Annotated in this window: 21 protein-coding genes and 1 tRNA gene; 9 read left to right on the forward strand and 13 right to left on the reverse strand. The window is 71.7% G+C overall.

What is annotated here, in order from left to right:
- Positions 1-3 precede the first annotated feature (3 nt).
- Positions 4-468 (reverse strand): hypothetical protein, encoded by a 465-nt coding sequence (locus tag ACQP12_RS02985; RefSeq protein WP_433284833.1) that lies wholly within the window; start codon positions 466-468, stop codon positions 4-6.
- A gap of 209 nt (positions 469-677) precedes the next feature.
- On the opposite strand from ACQP12_RS02985, the gene ACQP12_RS02990 reads away from it, so the two are divergent.
- Together ACQP12_RS02990 and ACQP12_RS02995 are read left to right on the forward strand one after the other, a co-directional pair.
- Positions 678-2,057, forward strand: a complete 1,380-nt coding sequence (locus ACQP12_RS02990; RefSeq protein WP_433284835.1) for a glycoside hydrolase family 6 protein — start codon at positions 678-680, stop codon at positions 2,055-2,057.
- Positions 2,058-2,264: 207 nt separating this feature from the next.
- Positions 2,265-2,340, forward strand: a tRNA-Arg gene (locus ACQP12_RS02995).
- 49 nt (positions 2,341-2,389) lie between these two features.
- On the opposite strand, the gene ACQP12_RS03000 is transcribed toward ACQP12_RS02995, so the two are convergent.
- The 4 genes from ACQP12_RS03000 to ACQP12_RS03015 all read right to left on the reverse strand — a co-directional run bounded on the left by ACQP12_RS03000 (position 2,390) and on the right by ACQP12_RS03015 (position 5,031).
- Positions 2,390-2,770, reverse strand: coding sequence for a VOC family protein (locus tag ACQP12_RS03000; protein WP_357940551.1), 381 nt, complete (start codon positions 2,768-2,770; stop codon positions 2,390-2,392).
- Between the two features lie 304 nt (positions 2,771-3,074).
- A complete protein-coding gene (locus tag ACQP12_RS03005) occupies positions 3,075-4,502 on the reverse strand; it encodes a CHAP domain-containing protein (protein WP_433284838.1) in 1,428 nt (475 codons plus the stop codon).
- Between the two features lie 62 nt (positions 4,503-4,564).
- On the reverse strand, positions 4,565-4,834 hold the full coding sequence (locus ACQP12_RS03010) for a hypothetical protein (protein WP_433284840.1): 270 nt from the start codon (positions 4,832-4,834) through the stop codon (positions 4,565-4,567).
- Positions 4,825-5,031, reverse strand: coding sequence for a hypothetical protein (locus ACQP12_RS03015; RefSeq protein WP_433284842.1), 207 nt, complete (start codon positions 5,029-5,031; stop codon positions 4,825-4,827). The genes ACQP12_RS03010 and ACQP12_RS03015 overlap by 10 nt, the downstream gene beginning before the upstream one ends.
- A 219-nt stretch (positions 5,032-5,250) precedes the next feature.
- Between ACQP12_RS03015 and ACQP12_RS03020 the strand changes: the two genes are divergently transcribed.
- Positions 5,251-6,222, forward strand: coding sequence for a helix-turn-helix transcriptional regulator (locus ACQP12_RS03020; RefSeq protein ID WP_357940557.1), 972 nt, complete (start codon positions 5,251-5,253; stop codon positions 6,220-6,222).
- Positions 6,223-6,306: 84 nt separating this feature from the next.
- Here ACQP12_RS03020 and ACQP12_RS03025 read toward each other — a convergent pair whose 3' ends face one another.
- Both ACQP12_RS03025 and ACQP12_RS03030 read right to left on the reverse strand, forming a co-directional pair.
- Positions 6,307-7,044, reverse strand: a complete 738-nt coding sequence (locus ACQP12_RS03025) for a class I SAM-dependent methyltransferase (RefSeq protein WP_433284844.1) — start codon at positions 7,042-7,044, stop codon at positions 6,307-6,309.
- 14 nt (positions 7,045-7,058) lie between these two features.
- Positions 7,059-8,042, reverse strand: a complete 984-nt coding sequence (locus ACQP12_RS03030) for a helix-turn-helix transcriptional regulator (protein ID WP_433284846.1) — start codon at positions 8,040-8,042, stop codon at positions 7,059-7,061.
- An 81-nt stretch (positions 8,043-8,123) separates the two neighbouring features.
- Here ACQP12_RS03030 and ACQP12_RS03035 point away from each other — a divergent pair, with 81 nt between their 5' ends.
- Positions 8,124-8,825, forward strand: coding sequence for a VOC family protein (locus ACQP12_RS03035; protein ID WP_433284848.1), 702 nt, complete (start codon positions 8,124-8,126; stop codon positions 8,823-8,825).
- A 176-nt stretch (positions 8,826-9,001) separates the two neighbouring features.
- Positions 9,002-9,778 carry an HAD-IIB family hydrolase gene (locus ACQP12_RS03040; RefSeq protein ID WP_433284850.1) on the forward strand — a complete coding sequence of 259 codons (777 nt, stop codon included), beginning with the start codon at positions 9,002-9,004 and terminating at the stop codon, positions 9,776-9,778.
- Positions 9,779-9,818: 40 nt separating this feature from the next.
- Here ACQP12_RS03040 and ACQP12_RS03045 read toward each other — a convergent pair whose 3' ends face one another.
- Positions 9,819-10,664 (reverse strand): SDR family oxidoreductase, encoded by an 846-nt coding sequence (locus ACQP12_RS03045; RefSeq protein ID WP_433284852.1) that lies wholly within the window; start codon positions 10,662-10,664, stop codon positions 9,819-9,821.
- Between the two features lie 123 nt (positions 10,665-10,787).
- On the opposite strand from ACQP12_RS03045, the gene ACQP12_RS03050 reads away from it, so the two are divergent.
- Together ACQP12_RS03050 and ACQP12_RS03055 are read left to right on the forward strand one after the other, a co-directional pair.
- Positions 10,788-11,144: a winged helix-turn-helix transcriptional regulator gene (locus tag ACQP12_RS03050; protein WP_357940571.1), complete on the forward strand. Its 357-nt coding sequence runs from the start codon at positions 10,788-10,790 to the stop codon at positions 11,142-11,144.
- A 96-nt stretch (positions 11,145-11,240) separates the two neighbouring features.
- Positions 11,241-13,166, forward strand: coding sequence for an adenylyl cyclase (locus ACQP12_RS03055; RefSeq protein ID WP_433284854.1), 1,926 nt, complete (start codon positions 11,241-11,243; stop codon positions 13,164-13,166).
- Between the two features lie 97 nt (positions 13,167-13,263).
- Here ACQP12_RS03055 and ACQP12_RS03060 read toward each other — a convergent pair whose 3' ends face one another.
- Together ACQP12_RS03060 and ACQP12_RS03065 are read right to left on the reverse strand one after the other, a co-directional pair.
- Entirely contained in the window at positions 13,264-13,857 is a 594-nt protein-coding gene (locus ACQP12_RS03060) for a ClpP family protease (RefSeq protein ID WP_433284856.1), read from the reverse strand.
- 126 nt (positions 13,858-13,983) lie between these two features.
- On the reverse strand, positions 13,984-14,556 hold the full coding sequence (locus ACQP12_RS03065; protein ID WP_433284858.1) for a helix-turn-helix domain-containing protein: 573 nt from the start codon (positions 14,554-14,556) through the stop codon (positions 13,984-13,986).
- A gap of 163 nt (positions 14,557-14,719) precedes the next feature.
- On the opposite strand from ACQP12_RS03065, the gene ACQP12_RS03070 reads away from it, so the two are divergent.
- Positions 14,720-15,733, forward strand: a complete 1,014-nt coding sequence (locus ACQP12_RS03070) for a potassium channel family protein (RefSeq protein WP_357940578.1) — start codon at positions 14,720-14,722, stop codon at positions 15,731-15,733.
- Positions 15,734-15,764: 31 nt separating this feature from the next.
- On the opposite strand, the gene ACQP12_RS03075 is transcribed toward ACQP12_RS03070, so the two are convergent.
- Positions 15,765-16,247 (reverse strand): MarR family winged helix-turn-helix transcriptional regulator, encoded by a 483-nt coding sequence (locus ACQP12_RS03075; RefSeq protein WP_357940580.1) that lies wholly within the window; start codon positions 16,245-16,247, stop codon positions 15,765-15,767.
- An 84-nt stretch (positions 16,248-16,331) separates the two neighbouring features.
- Between ACQP12_RS03075 and ACQP12_RS03080 the strand changes: the two genes are divergently transcribed.
- On the forward strand, positions 16,332-16,979 hold the full coding sequence (locus ACQP12_RS03080; RefSeq protein ID WP_433284861.1) for an FMN-dependent NADH-azoreductase: 648 nt from the start codon (positions 16,332-16,334) through the stop codon (positions 16,977-16,979).
- Between the two features lie 71 nt (positions 16,980-17,050).
- Here ACQP12_RS03080 and ACQP12_RS03085 read toward each other — a convergent pair whose 3' ends face one another.
- Together ACQP12_RS03085 and ACQP12_RS03090 are read right to left on the reverse strand one after the other, a co-directional pair.
- A complete protein-coding gene (locus tag ACQP12_RS03085) occupies positions 17,051-18,085 on the reverse strand; it encodes a 2-oxoacid:ferredoxin oxidoreductase subunit beta (protein ID WP_433284863.1) in 1,035 nt (344 codons plus the stop codon).
- The gene (locus ACQP12_RS03090) at positions 18,078-19,925 is read right to left on the reverse strand and encodes a 2-oxoacid:acceptor oxidoreductase subunit alpha (RefSeq protein WP_433284865.1); all 1,848 of its coding nucleotides are present in this window, start codon (positions 19,923-19,925) and stop codon (positions 18,078-18,080) included. Before ACQP12_RS03090 ends, ACQP12_RS03085 begins: the two co-directional genes overlap by 8 nt.
- Positions 19,926-20,148: the final 223 nt, after the last annotated feature.

The following is a 20,148-nucleotide window of genomic DNA, read 5'->3' on the forward strand; positions in this document are numbered from 1 at the left end:
GGGTCAGGCGGTACGAGTCGGATCGTCCACCGTCGGGCGTCCGCCTTCGCGGTGTGCACGACGCAGGTCCGCCAGGTACGCCTTGGAGAACATCGCCGACAGCATCGCGATCCCGCCGCGGTGCACCCGGATCTCGCCGTCCCGCATCGATCCGGCGAGGACAACGCGCCGGCCACCGCCGGCGTTCGGCCCCACCGCATCCTTGATCTTGCCGCGGCCGGAGCGCCGCAGGTCCCAGTCGTCGATCACGGCGTCCTCGGGCAGGAGCAGCTTGACCACGCCGTGGTCGATGTCCATGTCGATCTCGATGTCGCCGTCGGGGATGCGCGGGGAGCGCAGGTCCAGTACGACGTGGCCGCGGTGGTTGCGCACCTCGAAGCGCCGTTCGGTGGTCCAGTGCCCGAGGTGCTTGGTGACGGTGTGGTTGGCCGGCACGCGGACCGGCTCGGCGACGGGCAGCTCGTTCATCGCAGTGCTCCTTTGATCGACAGCGCTCTGGTCACGACCGACTATCCGGGATCGACTAGTCAGAGTCAACTATCTTGCCAAGATCCTCAGCCGGCCGCTGGCGCAACGACGAGCTTTCATGTCTTGGCAGCGGCGCGCGCCTCCGCTACCGTCCATGGGAACGCTCCCACAAACTTAGAAACATCTATGCGATCAGGAGGCAACACGTCGTGGCTACCCTCTCCTCGCTCCGCCGCAGATCGGCGGCCATCAGCGTGGCGGTCGTCGCGGGCGCCACCGCCGTCGGCGTCTGCCTCGCCGTCGGCGGTGCGTCCGCCGGCACGGTGTCCGGATCGCTCTACCGCGACCCGAGTTCGGCCGTCGTCCGCTGGGTCGCCGCCAATCCCGGCGACTCGCGTGCCGCCGTCATCCGGGACAAGATCGCGAGTCAGCCGCAGGCCCGCTGGTTCGCCAACTTCAACCCGTCGACCGTGCAGTCCGAGGTCTCCGGGTTCATCGGCGCCGCCAACGCGGCGCAGCAGATCCCGGTGCTCTCGGTGTACGAGATCACCAACCGGGACTGCGGCGGGGCCAGCGCAGGTGGGGCGCCGGACCTCAACCAGTACCAGACGTGGGTGTCCAACTTCGCCAGAGGGCTCGGCAACCAGACCGTCATGATCATCCTGGAAACCGACTCGCTCGCCCTGCAGACGTGCCTGAGCGCCGGCGAGATCAGCGCGCGTAACCAGGCGCTCACGACGGCCACCCAGACCATCAAGTCGGCCAACCCCAACGCCAAGGTGTACCTCGACGGCGGCCACTCCACCTGGAACAGCGCGGGCGAACAGGCCAACCGGCTCCGGGCGGCCGGCGTGCAGTACGCCGACGGCTTCTTCACCAACGTCTCGAACTTCAACTCCACCTCCGGCGAGGCGAACTTCGGCCGGGCGGTCATCTCCGCCCTCGCCGGCATGGGCATCCCGGGCAAGCGCCAGGTCATCGACACCAGCCGGAACGGGGGTGCCAGCGGGGACTGGTGCGCCGACGACAACACCGACCGGCGTATCGGGACGTACCCGACGACCAGCACCGGCGACGGCAACATCGACGCGTACCTCTGGGTGAAGCCGCCGGGGGAGGCGGACGGCTGCCGGTACACGGCCGGTTCGTTCCAGCCCGACCTGGCCTACAGCCTGGCCAACGGTGCGCCCAACCCACCCACCACCGCGCCGCCGACGACCACGCCGCCGACCACCGCTCCACCGACCACGACCGCGCCGCCGACCACGGCTCCCCCCACCACCACGCCGCCGACCGGTAACGGCTGCTCCGCGTCGGTGGCGGTCAACCAGTGGTCCGGCGGCTTCATCGCGAGCGTGACGGTCACCGCCGGCTCGGCGGACATCAACGGCTGGACCGTGACCATCACGCTGCCCGGCGGCGCTGCGGTCACCGGCGCCTGGAACGCCCAGGCCAGCGGCACCAGCGGAACCGTCCGGTTCACCAACGTGAGCTACAACGGACACGTCGGCGCCCGGCAGTCGACCAACTTCGGCTTCCAGGGCACCGGCACCGGCCCGGGCGCGACGGCCACCTGCGCGGCCGGCTGACCGTCACCCGATGTCCCGGCCCGGCGCGGAGGACCACCCTCCGCGCCGGGCCCGTCCCCGTCCTGCGGTACGGGCCGGACCGGCCGTTGACAATCGCTTGGCTGACGGTCCTGGGCTGGGAGAACAGGGGTCCGGGGAACCTGGGTGAACGTGGGCCACTACCGGCCAACCCGGGCGAACCCCAAGGTCGCTAGACTGGGCCCTCGCGCCCTCGTAGCTCAGGGGATAGAGCATCGGTTTCCTAAACCGTGTGTCGCAGGTTCGAATCCTGCCGGGGGCACCAGGTCGGCTCTGCTGCCGGTCGGCGGTGCTCTCGTTGCCGACGAGGGCCGTCAGAGTGGGGCGAGACGGCGTTTGAGCAGGCAGAACTCGTTGCCTTCGGGATCGGCGAGGACGTGCCAGGACGCCTCCGCGGGCTGGCCGATGTCGACGAGTTTGGCCCCGGCGGCCAGGAGGCGTTCGAGCTCGGCGTCCTGATCGCGGTCGGTGGCGTTGACGTCGATGTGCAGCCGGGCATGCTCGTTCTTCGGCTCGTCGTTGCGGATGAGGAAGATCGTCGGCTGCGGGCCGCCGAACCCTTCGCGCGGACCGATCTCGATGCAGCCGTCCGCTTCGCGATCGAGCTCGATGAAGTCCAGGACCTCGCACCAGAACCGCGCCAGCACCTCGGGGTCGCGGCACTTGAGCACGAGCTCGCTGATACGGCATGCCATTGACGAAACCTACTCTCAGGGCGGGAACTGTCGGGGTGGCCGCACGCGCATCTCATGGGCTCCCGCAGCGAGAACATTTCGCGACCGTACCGGGCGAGGCGAGCAGGGGCTAAGTGATTTCCGGCCCTCGCCCGGCCGGGCTGCCAGGCGAGGGCCGCAGGTCGCGCGGTAGGGCAGCCGACTTTGCGCCACACCCCGGAGGCGCCACTTGAGGGAGCCGCGGAGCTGTCGTTCGAGGCGAACCTTTACGTGACACGCGGGCGCGCCCGGCCGGGAGGCCGGGCGCGCCTGGGCGTCGCGGTGGTCAGACGAGGCGGTTGTAGTTGGTCCAGCCGGAGCCGATCTGGCGCACGTCGCCGTAGGGGACTCCGCCGTCGCGGACGAAGTTGTTGGAGAAGAGCCACATGGTGCCGTCGGCCTTGACGCCGAGCAGGTCGGTGAAGCCGTCGCCGTTGGCGTCGGCGGGGACGATGTTGGCGTAGTTGGTCCAGCCGCTGCCGATCTGGCGCACGTCGCCGTAGGGGACGCCGCCGTCACGGACGAAGTTGTTGGAGAACAGCCACATGGTGCCGTCGGCCTTGACGCCGAGCAGATCGGTGAAGCCGTCGCCGTTGGCGTCGGCCTGCACGAGGCGGGCGTAGTTGGTCCAGCCGGAGCCGATCTGGCGCACGTCGCCGTAGGGGACTCCGCCGTCGCGGACGAAGTTGTTGGAGAAGAGCCACATGGTGCCGTCGGCCTTGACGCCGAGCAGGTCGGTGAAGCCGTCGCCGTTGGCGTCGGCGGGGACGATGCGGGCGTAGTTGTTCCACCCGCTGCCGACCTGCCGCACGTCGCCGTAGGGGACGCCGCCGTCACGGTTGAAGTTGTTGGAGAACAGCCACATGGTGCCGTCGGCCTTGACGCCGAGCAGGTCGGCAAAGCCGTCGCCCGTGACGTCGGCGTTGATCAGGCGGTCGTAGTTGCTCCAGCCGCTGCCGACCTGGCGCACGTCGCCGTAGGGGACGCCGCCGTCGCGGGTGTAGTTGTTCGAGAACAGCTGCATCGAACCGTCGGTCTTCGTGGCCACCAGGTCGGCGAAGCCGTCGCCGCTGACGTCGGCGATCCACGGGTCCCGCTCGGCCGGCGGGGTGCTGCCGGTGACCCCGGCCGCCGTGGTGAAGCCCACGACGTCGGAGTTGCTGGCGTAGTTGTAGTAGGTGTGCGCGGCGATCCGATCGCTGGTGTTGCCCTCGATGGTGTAGAGGTTGCTTCCCGACGCGTACTTGACGATGCCGACGTGGTCGATGACGCCGTCGTGCTCCCAGTCGAAGACGACCGCGTCACCCGGCTTCGGAACGTAGCTGCCGCGAGCGTGCCAGGTGCCGTGGTTCTGCCCGTAGGTCCGGAAGGACGCGGCGTAGCCGTTGATCTGGGAGAGGTCGGTGGTGACACCCCCTTCCCGCCACACGTACTTGGCGAACGCGGCACACCACGCGTAGGCGGAGCCTCCGCCGCCCCAGCCGGACCTGCCGCCGCAGGAGGGCCAGCCGAACATGGTGCCGCCGTAGTAGCTGCAGTTGACCGGGATCTCGTAATTCCGACTCGAGTCGTTGAGCTCCCGTTTCGCGATCGCCACTATGCCGTCGCCGCTCGGCGCCGCCTGAGCCGCCGGCGGGGCGGCGGCGATGCCGAGAATGATGCCCGCCGTCGCTGCGGCGGTGGCCAGCCTGCGGAGGTTGCTGAGCTTTCTCATCGTGTCTCCAAAAAGTTTCGTCGTGACATTTTCGAATGTGGAGCTGTCGCATGAATGGGGGGTCAGATGATCCGCCACAGGCGGAGCAGGGGTTCCTGACGAATCGCGGCGCGCACCACGTTGTGCAGGATCTCGGTGGCCGCTTCCGGGTCGTCGTTGTCGACGAACGCCAGGACATCGACACCCTGGGGGCCGGCACGTACGCGGACGTGCTCCATGCCGTCCGTCGGTACCGCATGCGCGTAGATGAGGTCCCGCAGGACCTGCGGGGCGAGGGTGATCGCCGAGTCGAGCGGCGTGATGCGGAGATGCGCGGCCACCATCACGCCCACGTCCCCGGGCTCGTCGGCGCCGGCGTGCCCCAGCCGAATCCCTCGGCAAGCACCTGGGTCGCCGGAGCGGTTCCCCAGCCGAATCCCTCGGCGGCGACCGAAATTGTTTCCTGGCCCGCGAACAATGCGGTGGCAATTGCCAGTGCGGCGACGGCGAGTGTGGTCAGCCGGCAGGCAAAATTGGCGTACGCGGGCATGGTGATCGATCCTCCCCGAAGGATTTGATTGGAGCGAGATTTGCGAGACTTTGTGGTTTCCGTCGCGCTGAGAAAAGCATCGCCGGTCCGGATGCCGTTGTCACCGGTTCGCGGCGGGCGTGAGACCGCCTGGCGGGATCACGCCAGCGTCAATGGGGGGCCACGCGATCGGCGGGCCCACGGCACAATGTCGGCGTCGGTCTCACACGGGGAGGGACGATGTTCGATCTACTGGGGCTGTCCGCGCAGCACGAGATGGTCTACCGCACCATGCTGCAGCGTCCCGACCTGAACGTCGCAGGCCTGGCCGAATGCCTGGCCGTCTCGCCGGACCAGGTCCGCGAGGCTCTGGACGTGTTGGCCGATCTCGCGTTGGTGCGACTGGACGACCGGGGCGATCAGGTCCGGGCCATGCGGCCGCAGGCGGGGTTGATGGCGCTGCTGGCCAAGGTGGAGGCGGATGTCGCGGTCCGGCAGCGGCAGGTCGAGGCGACAAGGGCCGCGATCGTCGCCATCGCCAGCGCCCACGACGACCGCAACCGGGCCGGCGAGGGCCGGATCCTGGAGGGCGTCGACAGCGTTCGGGAGCGCCTGGCCGAACTGGCCCACTCCGCGCGCGACGAGTGCCTCTCCTTCACCACGGGGCGCGCCCAGAGCCCGGACACCATGCAGGCGGAAGGGCCGCTCAACCAGGTCGCGCTGCAGCGCGGCGTGGTGATCCGCAACGTCTACCAGGAGAGCTTCCGTAACGACCCGGCGACCCTGGCGCACGCCCGGTGGATGGCGAGCACGGGCGGCCAGTCCCGCACCGCGCCGACGCTGCCCATGCGCCTGGTGATCGTCGACCGGAAGACCGCGCTCGTTCCCATCGACCCGGAGGACTCGCGGCGCGGGGCGTTGGAGTTGCACAGTCCCGGCGTCATCGCCGGGCTGGTGGCCCTGTTCGAACAGGTCTGGCAGAGCGCGACACCCTTCGGTGAACAGGGCGCGCTCGACGAGCGTGGCCTCTCCCCGCAGGAGAATGCTCTCCTTCGGCTCCTCGCGGGCGGCCACACCGACGAATCGGCGGCACGGAAGATGGCGATCTCGCTACGGAGCGTCCAGCGGATGATGACTTCGCTGACCGAGCGGCTGAACGCCGCGAGCCGCTTCCAGGCGGGTGTGCAGGCGAGTCGCAACGGGTGGGTGTGAGCGGCGTCCTTGTCGCCCGCCTCGCCCTGCGGCCCTATCGGCACCGGCTGGTGACCCGCCGCAATGCTGTCCCGGCCCGGCGGGTCAACGGGGCAGGCGGTACACGGAGACGTGGGATCGGGACTCGGCCGTGAACTCGGCCCCGGACCAGTCGGCGTGCCTGGACTCCAGCTCGAAGCCGGCCAGCTGGCCCATGAGGTCCAGCTCGGCGGGCCAGATGTATCGGTGCGGGCTGCGGAACACCCGCGCCTCGCGGCCCTCGCCGAACTGGAAGTGGTGCGACACGACCTGCTGGCGTAGCACGTCGTAGGTGTCCAGGCCGATGTAGCCGGGCTCGGCGCGCCACACCGTCGCCTGCTGGCCGGGGGGCAGCTTGCGCAGCTCGGGCACCCACAGCTCGATGGCGAACCGCCCGCCGGGGCCGAGGTGCCGGGCCGCGTTGCGGAAGCAGGCCACCTGCTCCGCCTGGTCGAGCAGGTTGGAGATGGTGTTGTAGACCAGGTAGACGAGGGTGAACGTGCCGGGTGCCGTGACCGTCGCCATGTCGCCGACGACCACCGGGATCGTGGCCTCGTCGGCCTTCGTCCGGAGCTGCGCGACCATCGGTGCGGACAGCTCGATCCCGGTGACCGGCACGCCGCGTTCGGCCAGCGGGACGGCCACCCGGCCGGTGCCGACGGCGAACTCCAGGGCGCGTCCGCCATCCGCGAGGGCGGCGAGGCGGTCCACCGTGGGCCCGAGGACGTCCGGCGCGAACATCCCGGTGCCCGGTGTGTCGTAGCGCTGGGCCGTCTCGGCGTCCCAGATCTCCTCCTGGCGCATGGTGCCCACCATCGTCATCGATGCGGGCGCTGTCCACCGGGTTTTCCGGGTGTGTACCGGGCGGCGGCCGCGCGCAGCTCGTCGGCCACCTGCGTACGCAGCTCGGCGGGGGCCAGCACCTCGACCGCCGAGCCCAGGCCGAGCAGGGCCGACCGCGCCCAGCCGAGGTTCTCGAACGGCACGGTCAGCACGATCTCGCCGGTCGCGGTGACGGGCACCCGGTCCTTGCCGGCGACCGGCACCAGGCGGCGCAGGCGGGGCAGCGCCGCCGCGGCGACGCGTACGGTGACCTCGACGGCGACGGGTTCGTCCTCCAGGGCGCGGCGCGACTCGGCCCACGCCGCGGCGAGGTCGAAGCCGGGCGGGCGCGCCGCCGACTCGTCGAGGAGTTCCACCGCGCGCATCCGGGAGACCCGGTAGGTGCGCCGCCGGCCGTTCCGCAGCGCCACGAGGTACCAGTCCCCGGCGGCGAGCACCAGCCCCAGTGGATCGACCTCCCGGGTGACCGGGCGGCCGTCCCGGACGTACCGGATGCGGATGCGGTGGTCGCGCCACAGCGCGTCGGCGAGGTCGGGCAGGCAGGGCACCGGTTCGGGCGCGCCGTACCAGCGGGTCGGGTCGAGGTGGAACCGCTCGGTGGTCCGGCCGGCACGTTCCCGCGCCGCGCCGGTGAGGCCGGCCCAGACCTTGGTCCGCGCCCCCTCCAGCAGTTCGCCCAGGCCGAGCTGCTCGGCCGGGCCGGCGAGACCCAGGAACGCGAGGGCGCCGGCCTCGTCCAGCCCGACCCCGTTGAGCCGGGTCCGGTAGCCGCGGTCGAGGCGGTAGCCGCCCGCCGGCCCCCGGGTGGCGCGGATCGGGATGCCGGCGGCGACGAGTGCCTCGACGTCCCGCTGGACCGTGCGCTCGCTGACCTCCAGCCGCCGGGCCAGCTCCCGGCCACTGGCCTGGCCCCGCACCTGGAGCTGCAACAGCAGGGTCATCATCCGCGACGCGCGCACCTCACCATGGTCGCGCACATATACGACAGAGGGTGTCGGGAACTGGCGGGAGACTCGGGCGAGACGACGAGGGGAGTGGACGTGACCGAGCGGATCACGGCGGCGGAGTTCCATGCGGCCGCGGGGGCGGTGGACTGGCGGGTGCTGGGCGAGGGGGCGTGCGCGTGGTTCCGCACCGGGTCGTACGCGGCCGGCGTACGCCTCGCCGCGGCGATCGGTGAGCTGCCGGGCCTGGACGAGCACTCGCCGGACGTCGACCTGCGGCGCGACGGGGTGGCCGTACGCCTGGTCACCCGCACGGCCGAGCACTACGGTCTGACCGGCCGCGACCTCGACCTGGCCCGGCGGATCTCGGCGCTGGCCCGTGACCTGGGCCTGCCCGCGGACCCGGCGGCCGTGCAGTCCGTCCAGGTCAGCGTCGACGCGCTCGACCTGCCGGCGGTGACCCCCTTCTGGCGCGCCCTGCTCGGCTACGAGCACCGGGCCGGCAGCCCCGAGGACCTGGTCGACGCGCGGGGGCGCGGCCCGGCGTTCTGGTTCCAGCAGATGGACGCCCCGCGACCGCAGCGCAACCGGATGCACGTCGACGTCTGGGTCCCGTACGACCGGGCGGAGGCCCGGGTCGCGGCGGCCGTCGCGGCGGGCGGGCGCCTGGTGGACGACTCCCAGGCCCCGTCGTTCTGGGTGCTGGCCGACCCGGAGGGCAACGAGGCCTGCGTCGGCACGGCCGGCTGGCTCGACCCCGCGGCCGGAGCCCCGCCCGGGACGACCCCGCCGGCATGATCGGCCTCCGGAACGGGCCGGTCTCCACCGGTCCGCGCTGTTAACCTGCGTGCGAGGGGCCGCGCGGTGAAATCCGCGGCCTCGACCGGGCGCCAGCCCCGGGCCATCGGGGTGGCAGTGGCTCACGTCGGTACCCTGCTAGTCCTGGCCTGCCCGCGACGACATGGTGGTACTTCGTGAACGATCTTCGAGTGGTGGCGTTCGACCTGGACGACACGCTGGCGGTTTCCAAGTCCCAGATCGATCGTCGGATGGCGGAACTCCTCGGCCACCTGCTCACCGAGGTGGATGTGCTGGTCATCTCGGGTGGCCGGTTCGAGCAGTTCCAGGCGCAGATGCTGGCGCACCTCGACCTCACCGAGGAGCAGCGCGGCCGGCTGCACCTGATGCCGACCTGCGGCACCCGCTACTACCGCTGGCTGGACGGCGACTGGCGGCAGGTCTACGCCGAGGATCTGACCGAGGCCGACAAGGCCCGGGTCGTCGCCGCGCTGACCGAGTCGGCGCAGGCGCTCGACCTCTGGGAGGCGAAGACCTGGGGCGACATCATCGAGGACCGGGGCAGCCAGATCACCTTCTCGGCGCTGGGCCAGTCCGCGCCGCCGGCGGAGAAGTACGGCTGGGACCCGGACGGCAGCAAGAAGAAGCGGCTGCGGGACGCGGTCGCCGCGAAGCTGCCCGACCTGGAGGTCCGGGGCGGCGGCTCGACCTCGATCGACGTCACCCGCAAGGGCGTCGACAAGGCGTACGGCATGCGGAAGCTGCTGGAGTGCCTGGACCTGAAGATCGACAACGTGCTCTTCGTCGGTGACCGGCTCGACGTGGGCGGCAACGACTACCCGGTGAAGGCCATGGGCATCCGCTGTGTCGCCGTCACCCGCTGGGAGGAGACGGCCGACTACGTGGAGGCCCTCGTCGACGACCTGGTGAAGCTGCGGGCCGAGCCGGCCTGACCGCCGTCCCGGAGGGCGGGGCGGCGGCCAGGGGCGGGCGTCAGAGGGCGGCGCGGATCGCTTCGGCGAGCGTGGTGGGGGTGCGGCCGAGCAGCTTGGCCAGGTCGTCGCCGACCGCCAGCTCGCCCTGGGCGAGGCCCCGGTCGCCGTCGGCGAGCACGGCCGCGTAGCCCTCGGGCAGGCCGGCCGCGACCAGCAGCTCGGTGTACTTGTCCACCGGCAGGTCGAGGTAGGAGATTGTCGCGCCGGCCTGCCGGGAGATCTCGGCGGCCAGCTCGGTCAGGGTGAACGGCGCGCCGCCCAGCTCGTACACCTTGCCGGCCTGGCCCTCGGCGGTGAGCACCACGGCCGCGGCCTCGGCGTAGTCCGCGCGCGTGGCGGCGCTGACCCGCCCGTCACCCGCCGCGCCCGCCACCCCGTGCTGAAGGTACGTGGGGAGCTGGGCCGTGTAGTTCTCCAGGTACCAGCTGTTGCGCAGGAACACGTGCGGCAGGCCGGAGTCGCGGATCAGCTGCTCGGTCGCCTTGTGCTCGGCGGCGAGCGCCAGGGTGGATGTGTCCGCGTTCGCGATGCTGGTGTAGACGATCAGCCCGACGCCGGCCTCCCGCGCGGCGGTGACCACGTTGCCGTGCTGCACCACCCGCTTGCCGACCTCGCTGCCCGAGACGAACATCAGCTTCTCGGCGCCCGCGAAGGCCGCCTGGAGCGACCCGGGGTCGTCGTAGTCGGCCCGCTGGGTGACCACGCCCAGCTCGGCGAGGCTGGCGAGCCGGCCGACGTCCCGGCCGACCGCCACGATCTGGTTGGCGGGTACGTCCCGCTCGAGCAGCGAGGAGATGATCTGGCGGCCGAGCGGACCGGTGGCGCCGGTGACGACGATGGACATGAGCACTCCCTGTTTGGTGGCGACGTCAGCTGTCTTCCCTGGCCAACGGGAACAACTCCCCGACACTTCCCGTTGGAGAGTAGGCACCTTCAAGTTCGGTACGCACTGAAAGAGAGTGACCACGTGCAGGCGGACCCGTTCAACCGGAACTGCGGCAGCCGGAAGGTCCTGGACCGGATCGGCGACCGCTGGAGCGTGCTTGTCGTGCTCACCCTCGCCGGCGGCGACAAGCGCTACGGCGAGCTGGCCGAGCGGATCGACGGGATCAGCCAGAAGATGCTCACCCAGACCCTGCGCGGCCTGGAGCGCGACGGCATCGTCACCCGCACCGTGCACGCGAGCGTGCCGCCGCGGGTCGACTACGCGCTCACCGGCCTCGGCCGCAGCCTGCTCGACCTGGTCGCCGGCCTGGAGGCGTGGGCCACCACCCACCTGAGGGAGGTGGAGGCCGCCCGGGCCCGCTACGACGCGCGGGCCTAGTTCCGGAACCGGGGCCGAGTCTGGCGGGATCGGTGTCGATGCGGTAGGAACGCGCAGAGAGCGCTCTCCTTCCCCCATCACCGAACAGGCAGGCAGATGAGACCACTCGACCCCTCCCGCCGCCGCTTCCTCGCCCTCACCGCCGCCTCGGCGGCGTCGGTCACCGCCCTCGGGCTCCCGGCCGTGCCCGCCGCCGCGTCCCCGGCCGGCCACGGCCACGGCGACGGCGCCGAGCCCGACTTCGGCCCCAACGTCTTCGTGTACGACCCGACCACCCCGGTCGAGGAGATCCAGTCCACCCTGGACCAGCTCTTCGCCGCCCAGGAGCACAACGAGATGGGCCTCGACCGGTACGCCGTGCTGTTCAAGCCCGGCCGGTACGAGGTGAACGCCCGGCTCGGCTACTACACGACCGTGGCCGGCGTCGGCGCGCACCCCGACGACGTGGAGATCCACGGCGCGGTGCGGGTGATCGGCCAGCCCGACCCGAACTCCCCGGCCGGCATCTCCGCGCTGACCAACTTCTGGCGCTCGGCCGAGAACCTCGCCGTCACCCCGACCGACTGGTCGAACCAGTGGGCGGTCTCCCAGGCCTCCCCGATGCGCCGGGTGCACATCAAGGGCATCCTCTGGCTGGAACCCGGCAACGGCGGCTACTCCAGCGGCGGCTACATCGCCGACTCCAAGGTGGACGGCATCACCATCAACGGCTCCCAGCAGCAGTGGCTGACCCGGGACAGCGAACTCGGCGGCGACTGGACCAACGGGGTCTGGAACCAGGTCTTCTCCGGCGTCGTCGGCGCGCCCGCGCAGGGCTTCCCGGACCCGCCCTACACGACGCTGCCGACCAGCCCGGTGACCCGGGAGAAGCCGTACCTCTTCGTGGACGGCGCGGGCCGCTGGCGGGTGGCCGTTCCCCGGCTGCGCCGCGACACCGCCGGCACCACCTGGGCCGCCGGCGCCCCGCCGGTGCCCTCGCTGCCGCTGTCCGACTTCTTCATCGCCCGGCCCACCGACTCGGCCAAGCGGATCAACCAGGAACTCTCGCGGGGGCGGCACCTGCTGCTCACCCCGGGCGTCTACCACCTGGACCGGGCGCTGCGGGTCAAGCACCCGGACACCGTCGTGCTCGGCCTCGGCATGCCGAGCCTCGCCCCGACCACCGGCGACGCCGCCCTCCGGATCGAAGACGTGGACGGCGTCCGGATCGCCGGGGTGCTGGTCGACGCCGGGCCGGTCGAGTCGGAGGTGCTCGTCGAGGTCGGCAAGCGGCACAGCCACCGGTCGCACGCCGGCAACCCGATCTCGCTCCAGGACGTCTTCTTCCGCATCGGCGGCCCGTACGCGGGCCGGGCGGTGACCAGCCTCGTGGTGAACAGCCGGCACACCCTCATCGACAACATCTGGGCCTGGCGCGGCGACCACGGCAAGGCCGGCACCATCGGCTGGACCGTCAACACGGCCGCCACCGGCGTGGTGGTCAACGGCGACGACGTGACCGCGTACGGGCTCTTCGTCGAGCACTACCAGCGCTGGCAGACCATCTGGAACGGCGAGCGCGGCCGGACCGTCTTCATCAGAGCGAGCTGCCCTACGACCCGCCGAGCCAGGCGGCCTGGCGCAGCCCGACCGGCAACGGCTGGGCGTCCTACAAGGTCGCCGACCACGTGCGTGAGCACGAGGCGTGGGGGCTGGGGGTCTACTCGTACTTCAACCAGCAGGTGGACATCCGTTGCGACCGGGCCATCGAGGCGCCGCGCCGGGCCGGCGTGCGGTTCCACGACGCGATCACCGTGTTCCTGGACGGCAGCGGCGGCATCGAGCGCACCGTCAACGAGGCCGGCACCCCGGTGGTCGGCTCGTACGGCACCAGCCCGGTGGTCAGCTATCCCTGATCCGCCGATCAGGACACCGGCCGGCCGCGCCCCGCGGCCGGCCGGTGTTCGTCCGGGCGATGTAACGAGAATTCGCCGGAACACGCTGCACCCGTCGTCCCGTGCACGCTGGGAATCCCGCCCATAGGCTCGATCCGGCGGCACCGCGGCCACCCGCGCGGGGGCGACGGACGCGATCGAGGGGGCGCGTCCGCCGCCGGCCGGCCGCGTTGTCGGCCGCCCGCTCAGGCGGGGAGCTGCTCGGCGCGGGTGACCACCTGGTCGATCAGGCCGTACTCGCGGGCCTGCTCGGCGGTGAACCAGCGGTCCCGGTCCCAGTCGCGCTGGATCTCGTCCAGCGTGTGCCCACTGTGCTGGGCGATGAGCTCCTGCATGGTCCGCTTCACGTGCAGCATGTTCTCCGCCTGGATGGTGATGTCGGCGGCCGTGCCGCCCATCCCGCCGGACGGCTGGTGCATCATCACCCGCGAGTGCGGCAGCGCGAACCGTTTTCCGGCCGCGCCGGCGCAGAGCAGGAACTGCCCCATCGAGCCGGCCATCCCGAGGGCCAGCGTGGCCACGTCGTTCTTGACGTAGCGCATGGTGTCGTAGACGGCCATCCCGGCGCTGACCGAGCCGCCCGGGGAGTTGATGTAGAGGAAGATGTCCCGCTCCGGGTCCTCGGCGGCCAGCAGCAGGATCTGCGCGCAGATCTGGTTGGCCGAGGCGTCGGTGACCTCGGTGCCGAGGAAGATGATCCGCTCCTTGAGCAGCTTCTCGAAGACCCGGTCGCCGAGGGTCGGTTGCCCCTCGTCCAGCATCCAGATGCCGTATGCCATGACCTGACCACCTCCGTGCCGCCGGTGGGCGAGGGACCGCCCGGCAACCGGCGGTCTCCAGCCTCCGGCGGCCGGCACCCCGGGGCCCAGGGTTTCTGCCCGGGGCAGATCCGCCCTGGGCAGAACCTAGGCGGCGGTCAGCCGCCGCCGGCCGGCCCGGGCCCGCCGCCGGGCCAGCGTGACGGAGGTACGCGGACGGTGGCGGGCGGCCGGCGCGGAGGGGATCAGCCAGATCCTTGTGCCGGTGCCGAACGCGGTGGGGGAGGCGTACCCGAGCTCCGGGCCGACCGGCGCGGGCCCGGTGCCCGCCGGCCGCAACACCCCACCGAGCAGGGGGGTCGGGGCGACCGGCCGCCGGGTGGCGTGCAGCCGTGGCCCGCCGGCGCGTAGCTGCGGCCCCGTCCGGGTGGCCGGCACCCGGTCCAGCCGGGCGAGCGTCACCCCGGAGGTCACCGGCGCCCGCCGCTCGACCCGGCGCAGCTCGTCGCGGGCCTCCTCGAGCAGGTCCGACAGGTGGATGCCGAGCGCCCGGCAGATCGCCGCCAGCACCTCGGAGGACGCCTCCTTGCGGCCGCGTTCCACCTCGGAGAGGTAGGGCAGGGAGACGCCGGCCGCCAGCGCCACCTCGCGCAGGGTGCGGCCCTGACGCAGGCGTACCCGGCGGAGCACCCCACCGATCACCCGTCGCAGCAACGACATGCGGGCCTCCTCGCGGTCGTCGTCCCCCGGACGTCCCCATCATGCCCCGTCCCGGCGACGGACACGGGCCCGGCCAGGCCGGCACCTTGCCCCGGCCGGCCGGATCCCGGCGTACCCGCTATGTTGTGGGCGTGCAGGCGACGGTGGCGGAGCAGGGCCGACGGTGATCCATTTTCCCGCGCAACGGCGGGGGCCGCTGAGCGCGCTGAGCCTGCGCCTGCTCGCCGCCCTGGGCCTGGTCCTGGCCGTGGTGGCGGCGGTCTGGATCGACCGCGACGGCTACCGCGACGTCAACGAGGACGGCCTCACCCTCCTCGACTGCTTCTACTACGCGGTGGTCTCGCTCTCCACCACGGGCTACGGCGACATCACCCCGGCCGCGTCCTCGGCGCGACTCGTGAACGTCCTGTTCGTCACCCCCGCCCGGGTGCTCTTCCTGATCATCCTGGTCGGCACCACCCTGGAAGTCCTGACCGAGCAGTACCGGACCGGCCGTCGCCTGACGCGGTGGAGGAAAATCGTGAAGGACCACGTCATCATCTGCGGCTACGGCACCAAGGGCCGCAGCGCCGTCACCGCGCTGCTGGAGAACGGTCTGGACAAGTCCAAGATCGTGGTGGTCGAGCGGAGCGGCCCCGCGCTGCGGCAGGCCACCTCGGCCGGGCTGGTCGCCATCGAGGGCTCCGCCACCCGCTCGTCGGTGCTGGAGGAGGCGCACGTCCGCACCGCCAAGGCGGTCATCATCGCGACCGACAGCGACGACGCCTCGGTGCTGGTGGCGCTGACCGTCCGGCAGCTCACCGCCGGTCAGGTGCGGATCATCGCGGCGGTCCGGGAGGCGGAGAACGCGCCGCTGCTCAAGCAGAGCGGGGCGCACCACGTGATCGTCTCCTCGGCGACCGCCGGCCGCCTGCTCGGCCTGTCGACCTCCGCCCCGCCGCTGATCGACGTGGTGGAGGACCTGCTCACCCCCGGTCAGGGCATGGCGCTGGCCATGCGCTCCGCCGAGCGCAGCGAGGTGGGCCGCTCGCCCCGGGAGCTGGAGTCGCTTGTCATCGCCCTGGTCCGCCGAGGCAAGGTGGTCACGCTGAACGACAGGGCCGGCGCGGTGATCGAGACCGGCGACATGCTGGTCCACGTCCGCGACGACCGGCCGCAGTCCGCCGCGACGGTCTGACCTTCCCCCGACCCGCCCGCCGGCCCGGCGGTCAGCAGGCGACGTCCGGCTCGTCGCCGGACTCCCCGGCGCAGATCACCTGGCGGCCGCTGGTCGCCCGGCGGAGCAGGTCGTAGAGGGTGTCCCGCTCGGCCGGCTGCAGCGCGCCGAGCACCTCGTCCTCGACCCCGGCGAGGGCGCATTCGGCCTCGCGGAGCCGCTTCGCGCCGGCCGTGGTGAGGCTGACCACGTGACGGCGGCGGTCCTCGGGTGACCGTCGCCGCTCGACCAGGCTCTCCGCCTCCAGGTCGTTGAGCAGCCCGACCACGTTGGTGCCGTCGATCTGCAGCGTGCCGGCCAGCGCCTGCTGGCTGATGCCGCCCGACTCCCGCAGCACGGTGAGCGCGACGAGGTGCCGGGGGCGCAGGCCGAGGGGCGCCAGCACCGACTCGGAGCGCAGCCGCATCCGCCGGGCCAGATGGTCGAGCAGCGGCCCGGAGCGGTGCTCCGACTCCTCGACGGGCAGGGCTGGCATGTGACCCAGTTTACGCACGGCGTGGAACATCGGCCTGCTATAAATGGTTGGCGCTACACAAACGATCCGTGGAGGGTTAACCAAATGGCACACCTGCTGTACATCGACTCCAGCATCCGGGGTGAGCACTCGGTCAGCCGGCGGCTCACCGCCCGGGCCGCCGCCGCGTGGCGCGCCGCCCACCCGGGCGGCACCGTCACCCACCGCGACCTCGGCCGGGAGCCGCTGCCACACCTGGACGAGGCCAGCGGCCTGGCGCGGATGGTGCCGGCGGAGCAGCACACCCCGGCGCAGCGCGCGTCCTGGCAGCTCAGCGAGCGGCTGGTGGACGAGGTGAAGCGGGCCGACACGATCCTGCTCGGCCTCCCGCTCTACAACTACGGCGCGCCGAGCAGCGTGAAGACCTGGGTCGACCACCTCATCGCGCCCGGCATCGCGTACGACCCGGCCACCGGGGCCGGCCTGCTCGGTGGGCGCGAGTTCATCGTGCTGGGCACCCGGGGTGGCGGCTACGGCCCGGGCACGCCGCGCGAGGGCTGGGACCACGCCGAGCCCTGGCTGCCGCACGGCCTGTCGATGACCGGCCTGGACCCGCGCTTCATCTCGGCCGAGCTGACCCTGGCGCCGGTCACCCCGGCCATGGCCGAGCTGATCCCGCTGCACGAGCAGAGCCTCGCGGCGGCCGAGCGGACCATCGACGAGCTGTGGGTGCCGGCCTCCGCGGTGGCCTGACCCGACGACGAAAAAGGGCGGGCCCTCCCCTCGGGGAACGGCCCGCCCTTGCGGTCCTCGTCAGGGACGCGTCAGAGGATCGTCCAGGTGTCGCCGGCCGACAGCAACCCGGCGAGCTGCTGCTCGGGGGTCTGGTCGACGCCGGCCTTCGCCGCCGCCACCTGCTCCTGCACCACGCGGTCGTAGGAGGAGCGGTTCACCGAGCGGAACACGCCGATCGGGGTGTTCCGCAGGTCCAGCCCGGGCAGCCGGGACAGCGCGAAGGCGTACGCCGGGTCGGCGACCCCCGCGTCGTGCACCACGATCTCCTCCGCCGGGGTGGCCGCCGTCTCCCGGACCTCCAGCCCGAAGCCGCCCGGCGGGTGGACGACGCAGAACTGGCCGTCCTTGCCGAAGGTGATCGGCTGCCCGTGCTCCAGCCGGATCAGGAAGTCGTCCCGGGTGGCCGGCTCCTTGAGCGGGTCGAACGCCCCGTCGTTGAAGATGTTGCAGTTCTGGTAGATCTCCACGAACGCGGAGCCCTCGTGCGCGGCGGCGGCCCGCAGCACCGACTGCAGGTGCTTGCGGTCCGAGTCGATGGTCCGGGCCACGAAGGTGGCCTCCGCGCCGAGCGCCAGCGACAGCGGGTTGAACGGGGAGTCCGCCGAGCCGACCGGCGTCGACTTGGTGACCTTGCCGATCTCGGAGGTCGGCGAGTACTGCCCCTTCGTCAGGCCGTAGATCCGGTTGTTGAACAGCAGGATCTTGAGGTTGACGTTGCGGCGCAGCGCGTGGATCAGGTGGTTGCCCCCGATGGAGAGCGCGTCGCCGTCACCCGTGACCACCCAGACCGACAGGTCCGGCCGGCTCACCGACAGGCCGGTGGCGATCGCCGGGGCGCGGCCGTGGATCGAGTGCATCCCGTAGGTGTTCATGTAGTACGGGAAGCGGGACGAGCAGCCGATGCCCGAGATGAAGACGACGTTCTCCCGGGGGATGTTCAGCTCCGGCATGAAGCCCTGGACGGCCGCCAGGATGGCGTAGTCGCCGCAGCCGGGGCACCAGCGCACCTCCTGGTCGGACTTGAAGTCCTTGGCGGTGAGCTTGAGGGCGACGGGCTCAGACATTCTTCAGGACCTCTTCCAGCATCGTCTCCAGCTCGGCGGCCGTGAACGGCAGGCCGCGGACCTGGTTGTAGCCGATCGCGTCGACCAGGTACTTCGCCCGGATCACGTGGGCGAGCTGGCCGAGGTTCATCTCGGGGATGACCACCCGGTCGTACGCGCGCAGCACCTCGCCGAGGTTGGCCGGCATCGGGGCCAGGTGACGCAGGTGCGCCTGGGCGACGGCGAGCCCGCGCTGCCGCAGGCCCCGGCAGGCCGCCCCGATCGGGCCGTACGTCGAGCCCCAGCCGAGCACCAGCACCCGGGCGTCGCCGTCCGGGTCCTCCACCTCGACGTCCGGCACCGGGATGGTCTCGATCCGGGCCGCCCGGGTGCGCACCATGAAGTCGTGGTTCGCCGGGTCGTACGAGATGTCGCCGGTCTTGTCGGCCTTCTCCAGGCCGCCGATCCGGTGTTCCAGCCCCGGGGTGCCCGGGATGGCCCACGGTCGGGCCAGGGTCTCCGGGTCCCGCAGGTACGGCAGGAAGGTGGCGCCGTCCTCGCCGTTGGGCCGGCTGGCGAACTCGACCCGCAGGTCGGGCAGGCTCTCCACGTCCGGCAGCAGCCACGGCTCGGAGCCGTTGGCCACGTAGTTGTCGGACAGCAGGAGCACCGGGGTGCGGTAGGTCAGCGCGATCCGGGCGGCCTCCAGGGCCGCGTGGAAGCAGTCCGCGGGCGACTTGGGCGCGATCACCGCGACCGGGGCCTCGCCGTGCCGGCCGTACAGGGCCATGTTGAGGTCGGCCTGCTCGGTCTTGGTGGGCATGCCGGTGGACGGCCCGGCGCGCTGCACGTCGACGATGACGAGCGGCAGCTCCAGCGCCACGGCCAGCGAGATCGTCTCGCTCTTCAGTGCCACGCCCGGACCGCTCGTGGTGGTGACGCCGAGCGAGCCGCCGTACGAGGCGCCCAGCGCCGCGCCGACGGCGGCGATCTCGTCCTCGGCCTGCATGGTGACCACGCCGAGCTTCTTGTGCTTGCTCAGCTCGTGCAGGATGTCCGAGGCCGGCGTGATCGGGTACGCGCCCAGGAAGACCGGCAGCCCGGAGCGGACTCCGGCGGCCACCAGGCCCAGCGACAGCGCCGCGTTGCCGGTGATGTTCCGGTAGGTGCCCGGCAGCATCTTCGCGGGCTTGACCTCGTAGCGGACGGAGAAGTCCTCGGTGGTCTCGCCGAAGTTCCAGCCGGCCCGGAAGGCGGCCACGTTCGCCGCGACCAGCTCGGGGCGGGCCGCGAACTTGCGCTCCAGGAACCGCAGCGTCGACTCGTACGGGCGCGAGTACATCCAGCTCAGCAGGCCGAGCGCGAACATGTTCTTGGCCCGCTCGGCGTCCTTCTTGGACACCTCCTGCTCGGCCAGCGCGCCGACCGTCATCGAGGTCAGGGCGACCGGGTGCACCACGTAGCCGGCGAGGGAGTCGTCGTCGAGCGGGCTGGTCGCGTAGCCCACCTTGGCCAGGTTGCGCCGGGTGAACTCGTCGGTGTTGACGATGATGTCCGCCCCGCGCGGCAGGTCGGTCAGGTTGGCCTTGAGCGCGGCCGGGTTCATCGCCACCAGCACGTTCGGTGCGTCGCCGGGGGTGAGGATGTCGTAGTCGGCGAAGTGCACCTGGAAGCTCGACACGCCCGGCAGGGTGCCGGCGGGGGCCCGGATCTCGGCCGGGAAGTTGGGCAGCGTGGAGATGTCGTTGCCCAACTGGGCCGTCTCCGAGGTGAACCGGTCACCGGTGAGCTGCATGCCGTCGCCCGAGTCGCCGGCGAACCGGATGACCACCCGGTCGAGTTGACGGATCTGCTTGGTCACGCCCGCACCTCGCTTCGCTGAGCGCCGTCGCACGGGCGGCTGAACATGATGGAGACCCCGCCTTGCCCGGCCACGTGCCCTCCTAGACGCGCTGCTGCCGCCGGCCGTCCGTCGATTGGTCCGACCCGCTTCATCTCTCACGTCAGAGCCTACGTCGGTCCCTTAGGGCAACCTTGGTGGAGGTCCGACGTATGGGACCTGATCGGGCCGGTGTATGCCCGGC

This window comes from Micromonospora sp. CA-244673, from assembly GCF_050948395.1.
GTDB lineage: Bacteria > Actinomycetota > Actinomycetes > Mycobacteriales > Micromonosporaceae > Micromonospora.